The 13,478-nt window shown below is 47.1% G+C and carries 8 protein-coding genes; 3 read left to right on the forward strand and 5 right to left on the reverse strand.

The annotated features are described in order from the left end of the window. Positions 1-87: 87 nt before the first annotated feature. The 3 genes from IE070_RS08075 to IE070_RS08085 form a co-directional block, all read right to left on the reverse strand. Complete coding sequence (locus IE070_RS08075) at positions 88-2,934, reverse strand: glycosyl hydrolase 115 family protein (protein WP_189482285.1); 2,847 nt, start codon at positions 2,932-2,934, stop codon at positions 88-90. Next, positions 2,934-4,661, reverse strand: a complete 1,728-nt coding sequence (locus IE070_RS08080; RefSeq protein WP_229796983.1) for a glycoside hydrolase family 43 protein — start codon at positions 4,659-4,661, stop codon at positions 2,934-2,936. The genes IE070_RS08075 and IE070_RS08080 overlap by 1 nt, the downstream gene beginning before the upstream one ends. 162 nt (positions 4,662-4,823) lie before the next feature. Beyond that, entirely contained in the window at positions 4,824-6,020 is a 1,197-nt protein-coding gene (locus IE070_RS08085; RefSeq protein WP_189482286.1) for a XylR family transcriptional regulator, read from the reverse strand. Between the two features lie 221 nt (positions 6,021-6,241). On the opposite strand from IE070_RS08085, the gene xylB reads away from it, so the two are divergent. Continuing rightward, entirely contained in the window at positions 6,242-7,696 is a 1,455-nt protein-coding gene (gene xylB / locus IE070_RS08090) for a xylulokinase (RefSeq protein WP_189482604.1), read from the forward strand. 121 nt (positions 7,697-7,817) lie between these two features. Then, on the forward strand, positions 7,818-9,137 hold the full coding sequence (xylA, locus tag IE070_RS08095) for a xylose isomerase (protein WP_189482287.1): 1,320 nt from the start codon (positions 7,818-7,820) through the stop codon (positions 9,135-9,137). A gap of 107 nt (positions 9,138-9,244) precedes the next feature. Here xylA and IE070_RS08100 read toward each other — a convergent pair whose 3' ends face one another. Together IE070_RS08100 and IE070_RS08105 are read right to left on the reverse strand one after the other, a co-directional pair. Then, entirely contained in the window at positions 9,245-10,177 is a 933-nt protein-coding gene (locus IE070_RS08100) for an aldose epimerase family protein (RefSeq protein WP_189482288.1), read from the reverse strand. Between the two features lie 106 nt (positions 10,178-10,283). Beyond that, positions 10,284-11,726: a sugar porter family MFS transporter gene (locus IE070_RS08105; protein WP_268247348.1), complete on the reverse strand. Its 1,443-nt coding sequence runs from the start codon at positions 11,724-11,726 to the stop codon at positions 10,284-10,286. 270 nt (positions 11,727-11,996) lie between these two features. On the opposite strand from IE070_RS08105, the gene IE070_RS08110 reads away from it, so the two are divergent. Further along, positions 11,997-13,478: an MFS transporter gene (locus tag IE070_RS08110; protein WP_189482289.1), complete on the forward strand. Its 1,482-nt coding sequence runs from the start codon at positions 11,997-11,999 to the stop codon at positions 13,476-13,478.

The following is a 13,478-nucleotide window of genomic DNA, read 5'->3' on the forward strand; positions in this document are numbered from 1 at the left end:
AAAAAACCGCAGTGTTATTACTGCGGTTTTTTTACGGGTTAGTTTTTGTCAGCACACTATTTTAGCAGGCTTGCCAAGAACAGTCCGTTAGCGACGGCTTTCTGGTGGACCCAGATAACTCGGTTTTAACCCCCCTGTATCGATAATCAGCTTTTGGAGTACCAGTGCCGGATCAACCAAATAAATGCGCAGGGTATAGGCACCGGGTTGGGGAACATCCAGTGCGCTGTTGCCAACTCTCACGCCATCCAAAACCGCTTTTTCCCACGTTTCATAACGGTTATCGGCCAGCACATCCACGAATTGTGGCGTGTCGTTATTTAACGCAACCGCAAAACGTAACCCGCGCCCCGGCACCAGATCCAAGGTTGGCGCGACGATGCTATGCAGAGTGAAGCGGCCACTGCTATGAAAGTACACCGGGTATTCTAGGTAGGGTGCATTTAGAACATCTGTTATCTGATAGTCCAATGTTGTCATGGCCGACATCGAAGAATGATGACGACCATGCCAAGGAATTTCCTGCCACCACGCGTTAGCCGTATTACCTACCACCTTACCACTGGCTGCTTCCAGCGCAATGTAGCCATCGGCTTCAATAAACCCCTGCGTTGGCGTAGTAACGGGTTTTACTGCGGATACCTGCACTTTGGCACCGCCCCAGCCGGTGCCGGTAACATGCACTTCTGCGGTATTCAGCCCCGTTTTCGCTTTCGCCCAATCCACCGTTACGGTGATGGATTGTTCAATTTCCAGTAATCCACTGCTATGGCTGAGCGTAATCCAGTCTGCGGAGGCAACGGCTTGGTATTCAAAGGGTAGAGTCCCTTTGTTAAATACCTCTATGACACGCTGCTGTTGGCCATGTGGATAAAAATGCTCCAGCGCCAGTGTTTTGCCTTGATACTCACTAATTGGCCAGGACAAGGGCGAGCCCTCGGCGGCAACGCCCATATCTGCCACCGCCATAGGTGTTGCTACAGCAACGACCGGCATCAAATTCGCTGGCGGGTTGCGCCAGTAAGTAAAACCGATGTGCGGTTGCGACATCATATGGTTCCAGCGGCCATTACCCAAGCTATGATAAAGCGTGGTGAGTTCGGCATCGCGATCAAACCAAAATCGTACCTGTTCGGCCCAGTAGTTAGTGGTTACACGGCCCTGAGTGCCATGCAGCTGGTTCATTGCTACTGCGCGGTTGTGTTCAAACACCGCCTGGCTGGCTTTTAGCGGATGCGCAACCAACTGAATAAACGCATCGTGCAGCTTGGGGGCTAACTGCTGTTGTACGTGATCGGCTGTAGCAACCAGTGTTGCCAGTTCACGGCTTATCCGCGCAGCTTCGCCGTAATGAAAAATACTGTAGGTGTCTGGTGCTATGGCTTCTGGTTTGCGTCGGCCATTATGATGGGTATAACCCTGAATTAACTGGGCGATGGTGGTTGCATGCGCAGTGCCAAATTGCTGTGCGGCCCAATCGCTGGCAAATTGTTGTAAATTGTTGGCATTAAAGGCCTCCGGGTTCCATGCCATCCGTAAGAAAAAATCAGTGGGGAATTCCATTGGTTTAAGATCACCGACATTCACTATCCAAATGCGATCAGCTTGAAATTGCCAAGCCAAATTCATTTGCTCCCAAATTTTCGCCATTGGCACCGTATTAATCCAGCGATAAGAGCGGGGGCTACCCACATAGTCAAAATGATAATATACGCCAGCACCGCCTGCGCGATTGCGCTCGCTGGCGGTAGGCAAACGTCGGATATTACCGTAGTTATCATCGGCCCACAGTAGCGTCACGTCATCTGGCACCCGCATTCCGCGCTCATAAAAGCCCTGTACTTCTTTATACAGCGCCCATACTTGTGGAACATGCTCTACAGGCCGATCAGTAAAGGTTTCTTGTAAAATTTGCCGTTGATCAGTAACAATTTGTTGTAACAGCTCCACATTGTCACCCTCACTCATCGGCTCATCTTCTTGACCGCGCATGCCTAAGGTAAAAATACTTTCTAACGCTTTGTGTCGTTTGGCCCCTTCTTGCCAAAAGCGGTAAATATTCTCGCGATTAGTTGAGTATTCCCATGGTCCTGTGCCATAGCGATTCCACTCTTTATCCGCGCGTAGCATAGGTTCGTGATGGCTATTACTCATAACGATACCCATTTCATCAGCCAAGAGTGCGTTTTGCCAATCATCATCTGCAAAGGCGTTATTCCACATTGCAGGCCACAGAAAATTTGCTTTGAGCCGTTGCAGGAGTTCAAAGACATGTAGATAAAACTGGCTATTGTAATCGCCAAATTTTTCGTTAACCCAATTGGTCAGGGCAGGATGTTCATCGTTTAAAAAAATACCGCGGTATTTTACTTTGGGGGCATCCATGCGTAAGGTATTGGCTTTAATATACAGCTGTTCACTTTTTACGACGGGCACATCGGCCCACCAATGCCAAGGCGATACACCAATGGTTTCGGCCAGATCGAATACGCCATAGATCGCGCCGCGCTTATCACTGCCCACAATCACTAGCGCCTGCTCGACGCCAGGAAACGGGGCCGAAATCACCTGTATTTGGAACGCTTCCCACTTGCCCGCAATAGCACTCACATTTAGTTTGCCAGCATCAATTAAGTGCTGTATCAGCGGGTTATTACCAAGAGTGCCAATAATCAGCATGTGTTTGGCTTGCTCGTTGTGGCTGATCGCTAAGGTTTTACCACTAACATTAGCGATATCCTGTTGCAGGCTGGTCACGGCTCGCAACAGGCCCGGATGATCTTGCGCGTCTACCTGCATCAGCGCTTGGCTATTTTTTCCGACCAGCGCAAAGTCGCCCTTGCTGGGGGTGGGTGTCAAGTAATCACTTGGCAAGCCCAGCACGAATTGGCTAAACAGTATGCAGCCCAAGCAGAGTAGTCGCGCAAGGATCATTAGTTACCTCCAGTTTCTTGTCGGCTATGTAAACCGAGCATGGTACCGACAAAGCCCGTTGCTACCTGTGTGCTTAATATTTTTGCATCTTGCGTATCGCTAACCGCTTGCCACTCGCCATCACCTAACGCGTAGTAAAAATTGATGCTGCCAGCTTGGCCTGATATTTTAAGGCGCAATTGTGTTGCATCTGCGGCTAAGGGTAAGGCAGCAATTTGCTCTGGCGCCGCCCCTGCGGCTTTTTCTAAAAACAACTCCTTGCCATCACCTTTGCTGCGAACGCCCATGTAGTAGTGATAGGTTTCATTTTGAAACGCCACAATACCTGCAGAAGCCTGATTCACGGTTGCTGCAGGAATGTGCATTTGGGTACTGGCTTCAAAGTGCATATGTTGCTGGCGCCGACTTACAAATGACGGTTGATCGAATGAGCTCAAACCGACCCCCGGTTTAAGCTGCAATTGCTGATTAGCAAGCGTTAACCAACTTTGATCAAATTGGCGCAGTGTGTTCCACTGTAAATCGAGTGTGCTGTTAGTAAAATCATCGCGCCAGGTGAAGTTGCCTGTTAAGGGCTGTGCCGCTGGTACACTGGCTAAGCTGGTAGGTGCGTTTAAGCGGTATGGAATCGTTTCGCCTGCTGGTAAAATATGTGGCCAGCCATCTTTCCAGGTTACAGGTAGTAAAAAGGTTTCACGCCCCGTATTAAAAAAGCGCTCTTGATAAGCGCGGCTAGCGAGAAACACCGCCCACCAACTGCCATCTGGCAATTGAACAAAATCGGCGTGCCCGGCAGTTGTAATGGGATCTGGCCGAGTGGGATCTAAGTCTCGTTGGGTTAAAATAGGATTGCCCGTATAGGGCACAAAAGGCTCTGTTAAACTACGACTACGAAATACCACCGCTGAATGTTCATCGGCTGTACCGCCCTCTGCGCAGACTAAATAGTACCAGTTATCATGTTTATAAATATGTGGGGCTTCAATCCAAATGGGTTTAGTGCTGAGATCGACACCACCATTGACCAATAAGCGTTGCGAATCTGCAATAATTTTTTGGTTCGCTAAATCATACTCCCATAGCCAAATGGCTTTGTGTCCTTCATACAAGGATTCTTCGGGCTCACCATTGTGCGCGATGTAAACGCGGCCATCGTCATCAAAGAACAGATCCGGATCAATCCCTTCTACTTCGGGTAACCAAATCGGATCTGACCAAGGGCCCGCTGGATCGGTGGCGGTTAGGATAAAATTACCGCCGCGATCAACCACCGTGGTGATGATATAGTACACCCCATTATTAACCCGTAGGGTGGGAGCAAAAATACCGCGTGATACTTGTAAACCCGCCATATCGAGCTGCGATTCGCGCGTTAAGGCATAGCCGTGTAAGGTCCAATTCACTAAATCGCGGCTATGTAAAATAGGTAAGCCCGGCGTGTAAGTAAAAGAAGACACCGTCATATAATAATCATCGCCATTGCGGATGATACTAGGATCGGGAAAAAAGCCCGCTAACACAGGGTTTTGAAAGGTGCCCGAGGCTAAAGGGCCATCAAAAATGGGATCCATACCTTGGTAGTGAAACCAGTCAAATTGGGCGGTAGAGGAAGCGGTAACAGTAGGGACAGTATTGCTGTTGGCTTCTGGGGTACTGGCTGGTTGGCAAGCACTCAACCCAAGTAGTAAGCTCATGCTAAGTAATAGGGGTTTGTAGTGATGGTGCATTGGTTGTGACTCCTGGTGTTGGTATCGTCACCCCATTAAAGTGAAAAAAGCCATATTCATCAATGGCCTTAGTGTTATGAAAATGCGTCTGGACTGTGCGTTTTTTGGCAATCTATGTTGCAGGTCGGCGATTGACCTGCAACATACGAAGCGGGATGTTTTTTAATCGTTTACCGCAGCGGTATTGGTAATACCCGTGTGGCCGTTTCGGTATTCTTTAGGTGTTTGTGAAAAGTGTCGTTGAAACACCGCATACATATACTGCAGTGAAGGATAACCACACATTTTGGCAATATCGGTTGGATTTACTTCTGTTTCCTTCAGCATCTTACAGGCTTTACTCAGCTTTTGATTATGTAATTCGGTGTGAATAGAGTGACCGCGCTCAGCTCGAAAACGTTGTTCTAAATTAGAACGAGAAATGCCAACGAAATCGGTGACCTGTTCTACTTTGGCGCCACGAGTAGCATGGCGGCGAATGTAATGCATCGCCTGAATGACATAAGGATCACGTAGTGCTTTAAAGTCGGTAGATTGCCGCGAGGCTACCCCAGCAGGGGCAACTAAAATACGCTTTTGCCCAACATCAATGTTGTTCAATTGAGTGTGCAGTAATTTAGCTGCCTTATAGCCCATTTCAAAGCAGCCCTGTGTTACTGAACTTAAACTGATCCGGCTTAAATATCGCGCGATATCATCGTCATCGATGCCAATAATGGCGATATTATCCGGCACAATAATACCTACATGCTCACACGCTTGCAGCAAATGGCGCGCCCGTGAGTCAGTTACGGCAATAATCCCAATCGGTTTGGGTAAGCCCTGAATCCAGTCGGTAAGCCGATTCATAGCATATTGCCACGTTTCTGGTCGGGTACAATGACCTTGATAGACATGGCAATCATAGCCATCTTGCGCCGTTAGCGAACGAATGGCCTGTTCACGCTCACTCGCCCAGCGATGTTGTTCGTCAGTTGGCACGCTGTAAAAAGCAAAGCGGTCGAGTCCCTTACGTTTTAAATGCTCGTAAGCACTTTGCACTAAGGCAAAATTATCAGTAGCCACATAAGGTACGGCGGGATAATCGTCTGGATTACTGTAAGAGCCGCCAATGCCTACGATGGGTTTATTGGTATTGGCTAAGGCACGCTGAATGTTCATATCATCAAAGTCAGCGATGATGCCATCTCCTCCCCACTCATGAATATGCTCTAGCCGGCACAAAAAATCTTCTTCTAGATACAGATCCCAATCTACTTTTGACGATTGTAGATAATGACCAATACCTTCAATAACTTGTCTGTCATACACTTTGTTGGCATTAAACAACAAAGTAATGCTGTGTTTTGCTTTAAACATAGTTGCACCCTGTCAGTGTGTTACATAATTTTTATTTTTTTTGTTTTTAATTTTTGCCGTTATCAAAAAAAGTTTCGGCTTTGTCGATATTAGACCAGTAATTGACCAAGTCAAAGCTGAAAACAGAATTCAGCGGGGCATTACGAATTTTCGTAATTGCTGATCCTACCCTCCTCATCAAAGATTGTTTTATGTTCAGTAAATTATCTTCTAAGGTCACCATGTACATTGGTATAGATTTAGGGACTTCCGGCATAAAAGTTATCTTATTGGCTGAAAACGGTCGTGTCATTGATAGCGTTAGCGTACCGTTACAGCAACAACGGCCATATCCTTTGTGGTCAGAACAAGCGCCCGAAGACTGGTGGTCAGCTTTACAGCTCGCAATGCAGCAATTAAGTTCGCAACACTCTCTGGCTGCCGTTAAGGCCATCGGGTTAGCTGGGCAAATGCATGGTGCAACTTTGCTGGATAGCGATAATCAGGTTATTCGGCCAGCCATTTTGTGGAATGATGGCCGTGCTTTTGCGCAATGCCAAGAACTGCAGCAACGGGTGCCTACTTTAGCTGCCTTAACCGGCAATTTAGCGATGCCTGGGTTTACTGCGCCTAAATTACTCTGGGTGCAGCAACATGAACCTGAGGCGTTTAAGCGTATTGCGAAGGTGCTGTTACCAAAAGATTATTTACGTTTTTGTTTAAGTGGTGATTTTGCTTCTGATATGTCTGATGCGGCAGGAACCCTGTGGTTAGATGTGGCAAAACGTGATTGGAGCGACACACTTCTAACCGCATGTGGTTTAGCGCGGCACCACATGCCTGCGCTTTATGAAGGCAATCAGATCACCGGTACTTTACTCCCCGCGCTGGCAACGCAATGGGGGATGCAAACGGTTCCGCTGGTGGCGGGTGCGGGCGATAATGCTGCTGGGGCTATTGGCGTTGGGATAGTCAATCCAGGGCAGGCGATGCTGTCGTTAGGCACTTCAGGTGTCTATTTTGCGGTTAGTGATGGTTTTAAAGCCAACCCACAGTCTGCGGTACACGCGTTTTGCCATGCCTTACCCAATAGTTGGCATCTGATGTCTGTCACCCTCAGTGCAGCGAGCTGTTTACAATGGTACGCCGATACGGTGGCACAGGCGACAGTCAGTGAGCTACTCGACGAGCTGGAACATAATCCACCAAATACGTCACAAGCCCCGCTTTTTTTACCGTATTTATCGGGCGAGCGTACGCCGCATAATAATCCTAATGCACAGGGTGTCTGGTTTGGTTTAACGCATAGTACCGATCGGGCCATGCTAACTTACTCCGTACTAGAAGGTGTGAGCTTTGCGCTAGCGCAAGGTGCGTTGGCACTGCATGACAGTGGCTTAATACCCACCGAAATCAGCTTAATTGGTGGGGGGGCTCGCAGTGCCTATTGGCGTCAGCTACTGGCTGATATCTTACAGCAGCCGCTATTGTTTCGCGAAGGGGGGGAAGTTGGCCCTGCGTTGGGAGCAGCAAGGCTAGCCATGCTTGCACTGCAACCTGATACAGCAATTAGTACCCTTTGCGTGCAACCACCTTTGGTGAGTGAACACCGTCCCAATCCATTACGTCAAGCAGATTTACTGGCTCGGTATCAACGCTTTACCACGATATATCAACGTTTAGCCGATTTGTTTTGATCTTTAGTCCTAGGTGGTTGACGAAAAGCACAATTTCGCTTTGAAAAAACATAATTGTGATTAACCACCACATTGCCCAACATGAGTGTGGCAGCATTCAGTTAAAACCAAGGAGAGCAGCGTGGCTCAGTATTTCGATCAGATTAATAAAATAGTATATGAAGGTGCCGACAGCACCAATCCACTCGCATTTAAACATTATAATCCTAGTGAAAAAATTCTCGGCAAGACCATGGCAGAGCACTTACGCATGGCAGCCTGTTACTGGCACAATTTTTGTTGGAATGGCCAAGATGTGTTTGGTCAGGGAACCTTTGATCGTCCTTGGTTAGCGGGTGGCGATGCCATGCAACAAGCCAAGCATAAAGCCGATGTTGCCTTCGAGTTCTTCAGTAAACTGTCTATCCCTTACTACTGTTTTCACGATATTGATGTCGCTCCTGAAGGCAATTCCATTAAAGACTATATCAATAATTTTGCGGCGATCGTGGATGTACTCGAGCAAAAACAAGCCGAAACCGGTGTGAAGTTATTATGGGGTACCGCCAATCTGTTTAGTCACCCTCGCTATGCTGCAGGTGCGGCTTCTAATCCCGATCCTGCGGTATTTAGCTACGGTGCGACGCAGGTGTTTCATGCAATGAACGCCACTAAGCGTTTAGGCGGTGACAATTATGTATTATGGGGTGGTCGTGAAGGTTACGAAACGCTACTCAATACAGACTTACGTCAAGAGCGTGCGCAATTAGGCCGTTTTATGCAAATGGTGGTTGAGCATAAACACAAAATTGGTTTTAAAGGCGCGTTATTGATTGAGCCTAAGCCCCAAGAGCCAACGAAGCATCAATATGATTATGATTCTGCGACCGTGTACGGCTTTTTAAAGCAATTTGGTTTGGAAAAAGAGTTCAAGGTTAATATCGAAGCGAACCATGCAACGTTAGCGGGACACTCGTTTCATCATGAAGTTGCCACGGCAATTTCGTTGGGTATTTTTGGCAGTATTGATGCCAACCGTGGAGATGCGCAAAACGGTTGGGATACTGACCAATTTCCTAATAGCGTAGAAGAACTCAGCTTGGTTATGTACGAGATCCTTAAAGCGGGGGGATTCTCTACTGGGGGCTTTAACTTTGATGCCAAATTACGCCGTCAAAGCTCAGATCGGTATGATTTATTTCATGGTCATATCGGTGGTATGGATCACCTAGCAATGGCACTTAAACGGGCTGCAGCGTTAATTGAAAAAGATTTCTTAAGTGCTGCAGTTGCAAAACGCTACGCAGGATGGAGTGATGCACTGGGTAAAACCATTCAAAGTGGTGAGCATAGTTTACAATCTCTGGCCGAGCTTACCGTGCGCGAACAATTAGATCCTAAGCCAGTGAGTGGTCGCCAAGAGTTGTTAGAAAACCAGCTTAATTTGGTGTTATACCGCTAACGTTTCGCTTTTATCCTGTCTGTACCTGTTGTCTTGCCCGGCGTGCCGGGCTTTTTTATGCGTTGCGGCGCATCAACAACCATCGCTATAACGTGCGGTTTCTCTCCCTAAAGATGTTGCATCAATTGATAACGAAGATGCGCAACAAAGGGCTGCCCAGGCCGTGTATAGTGAAATGGAAAATGGCTATGGTTTGGCGAATCTGGATAAAATTGCGGTTCAAGGCACAGCCCTTGTCGTGGTGCAAAAGGACAGGGGAGATAATCGCCGGTATACACTTGTAACCCAGGATAATCAGAACTTACGAACAGCTGCAGGCGCCCATCTGGGCTGGTTAGGATGGCAGCCGGTTGCTGCACATCAGCAGTGACGACAAAGTTATGATCGAGTGATAATGCCTCTAGCGTTTTTGGCTGACGAAAATCTAGCGCAGTGTTAGCGATATGCCGCAGTTCTCCGGTAGGAATTTTGTGTTCGTCGGTTACCGTGACAAGATCAGTATTTAACCAAAGCTGATGCGTATCAATGTTGGTATGCGTGGTGGCTAAATTAAAGTACGGATGTAACGTGGGGCCTACCAAGGTAGGGCAATCGGCCCACGCATGAAAATGGACATCTAAGGTGCCGTCACTGCCTAGCTGATAACGAAGAGTAAACTGGATAGGGCCGGGATACCCCCCATAGCCATCTACCGTATTGCAACCAAGCACCAGCTCAGTTGGGGTGTGAGTTAGCTTATGCCAACGCATTTTTTGTAAGCCTAAGCGTCCCCCGTGTAATTGGTTTGATCCTTCATTTTGCTCCAATTGATAGCATTGCTGATCGATATAAATTTTGCCACCTTTAATACGATTAGCATAAGGTCCTACTACGGCGCCTAAATAACAACGATCCTGTTGATAATCGTGTAGCGAGGGATAGCTAAGAATTATATCGCGATGTTGCTGGCCTACTACAGTAGACCAGCGATACAAGCTGGCGCCGTGTTCTAGAATCATCACGGTATCGCCACGGGCATTGGTTAAGGTAAAACTGTTCATAAGCTGCTCAGACTAGACAAAAGACCAGCCTAATCCGCTAACCGTCTCAATCCTATTCTGTAAGTTGCTGGCGCTATTATGGAATTTATTGCACTTGTGGCCCATGTTAGCCTTGCATATCCTCCAGTTCAGTACCCTTGGTTTCATGCACCATCTTGATCACAAATAGGATAGAAATCAGCGCGCCCACTGTATATAAACCATAAGCGCCGGCTAACCCTATGCCGCTAAGTAGCATGGGAAAGGTCATGGTGATCAGAAAGTTGCTGCTCCATTGCGCTAAGCCACTGACCGCCAATCCAGAGCCACGTAATTGGTTTGGAAACATTTCACCTAGCATCACCCACATGACGGGTCCCCAAGACATATTAAAGAAAAAGACATAGGCATTGGCACTAATTAAAGCGATCAATCCCCACTCACCCAGTATTAAGCGGCCCGTAGTATCCTGTGCCGCGTTGCTAAAGGCGAGCACCATCACGGCCAAGGTAAGGGTCATTCCTATAGAACCCCATTTAAGCAAAGGTTTGCGTCCAATTTTATCAATAAGTAATAAGGTGATGACGCAGGCGGCAATACTTAACCCACCGCTGATCACATTAATGCGTAGCGCGTCAGACTCAGAAAACCCTACGGCTTGCCATAAAACGGCGCCGTAGTAAAACACTACGTTAATGCCAACCAATTGTTGGAACGTTGCCAAGCCAATCCCAACCCAAACAATGCGACGCAGTTTGCCGCCACGATCTAATAAATCCGCTAGCTTGGGCGGTTGCTTATGCAAAAGCGATTGCTGGATATCCTGTAATTTAATCTGAGCGGTATGCTGACCATATAATCGACAGAGCACGTCTCCAGCAGCTGCATGTTTACCAGCAATGACCAAAAAGCGCGGACTTTCAGGAATAAACAACAGCATCAGTAAAAAAAGCACCGCGGGCAGCAGCTCCATCCAGAACATCCAGCGCCAAGCGGCAAAATCGAACCAGAGGAGTGCGGTTGACGCGCCAGCAAATTCTGCGAGTAAATAATTGCTTATAAAGGCCATAAACAAGCCAAAAATAATCGCAATTTGCTGCACCGTGGTGAGCATGCCACGATAACGCGCGGGAGCAACTTCAGAAATATAGGCGGGAGCCATTACCGAGGCGGCGCCTACGGCTAAGCCACCTAAGATGCGATAAATAACAAAAGTCAGGGAGCTATCTGCGATACCAGAGCCCCAAGCACTGATCACAAAACAGATGGCCGCCGCCAGTAAAATATTTTTGCGGCCATAAATATCGGCCAATCGTCCAGCAAAAAAAGCCCCTATGGCGCAGCCTAGCAGCATACTGGCAACATTAAAGCCGGTCCCTGCGCTATCAGACATAAAGGCTTGTTGTAAGCCATCGACAGTGCCATTAATCACGCCGCTGTCAAAGCCAAAAAGAAAGCCACCTAAAGTAGCAACGATAGTAATAAATATAATAAAGCGGCGATTATCGGTTTCTGGGGTAATCTGCGATGCTGCCGAGCTGTGCTCGGTAAGCGAAATGGGTTGCTGCAAAAGAGTGGCTCCTGTAAGCGCATAATGTGTGCTTGCAGCATAAGTTTAAATTGACGGTAACGCAGGCCGGTTGCTAAAAAACATAAATCTTTCAATACATTTCGTTAATTCTCCTAAGGCATTAGCATTGTATGGTAAGGATTAGCCATTCCATTAATTACATAAACGATGCACTGGTCATTGCTGTGTTGCATTCTTTGGTTGTGCAAGACAGCGAGAGCTCCAAGGTAACGAGAATAATAAAAAGCGCTTAACAACAGGTAGAGGCAAATGCAAACAGTAACGCAAAAACTCAGTGTCACAGAAAAAATTGGTTATAGCTTAGGTGACTTAGCGGCCAATCTCATCTTTCAAACGCTTATGACCTTTTTGGCGTTTTTTTATACTGATGTGTACAAGATCCCTCCCGCTGCTGCGGCAACGATTATCTTTATTGGCGGTATGATAGGGGCTTTTTTTAACCCCATTATGGGCTTAATTGCCGATCGTACCCAAACACGTTGGGGGAAATTTCGGCCTTGGATCCTCTGGACAGCGGTGCCATTCGGCATTATTGCGCTGCTAGCGTTTAGCACGCCCGATTTTAGCCCAGAGGGCAAAATTGCCTATGCTTTTATTACCTATGTGTTGTTGGTGCTGGTGTACTCAGCTAACAACCTTCCTTATTCGGCGTTAAGTGGCGTGCTTACCGGCAATATGTCGGATCGTAATAGTTTATCGGCGTATCGATTTGTGGCCGTTATGGTCGCGCAATTTATTATTCAAGCGTTGTTATTGCCACTGGTATTAATTTTGGGCGATGGCGATAAAGCCGTTGGGTTTGAAAAAACCATGTTTATCTTTGCTTGTACTGGCATCGTATTTTTCCTCATTACGTTTTTAACCACTAAAGAGCGTGTGTTATCGCTACAACTGCAAAAATCGAGCGTGCGACAGGATGTCAGTGATCTCGTGAAGAATAAACCTTGGACCATTATGTTGCTGTTAACGGTGTTGGTGTTTATTACCTTAGCGTTGAAAGGGGGCATGTATATTTTTTATTTTGACCATTATTTAAGCGAATCACATGTCGCGCAGTTTTTAAATGATATTGGCTTTAATGCGTTTATTGCTGGGTTAAACAGTGTTTTAACTAGCGTTGGTTTAAATGCTTTTTTATGGCCAGAAGACGCTGCCACGTCGGGGTTCAGCTTATTTAACGCTGGCGGCATTATCTGCATGATTATTGGTATCGGTTTCTCGAAAACGTTAGCCGACCGTTTTGGTAAGCGTGATGTGTTTGCTGTGGCACTGTTTATTTCCACATTATTTATTTTGTTGTTTTACGTGTTGCCCGCAGAGGCAATAGGTATGGTCTTTTTAGCGCAAATTCTGCATGGGTTATTTTATGGTATTACCATTCCCTTGTTGTGGGCCATGATTGCCGATGTAGCCGATTATTCTGAATGGAAAAATCACCGTCGCGCCACAGCGATTATTTTCTCTGCCATGATTTTTGGCTTAAAGCTGGGATTAAGTATTGGTGGCGCCTTGGTAGCAGGTATTTTGGCGCATTATGGATACGATGCGCAGCTTACTCAGCAATCAGCAGAGACCATCAACGGTATTAAGTTATCCGTGAGCTTATACGCCGCCATTCCCTTTTTAATGGGGGTAGGGGCGATGTTGGTGTATGAAATTAATAAACACAAAGAAATTGAAATTGAACGCGAACTCGCTGCGCGTCGCGCATCCGCACAAGGAAACTCGTAG

Origin of the sequence: Alishewanella tabrizica, assembly GCF_014652375.1 — a bacterium.
Lineage (GTDB): Bacteria > Pseudomonadota > Gammaproteobacteria > Enterobacterales > Alteromonadaceae > Alishewanella > Alishewanella tabrizica.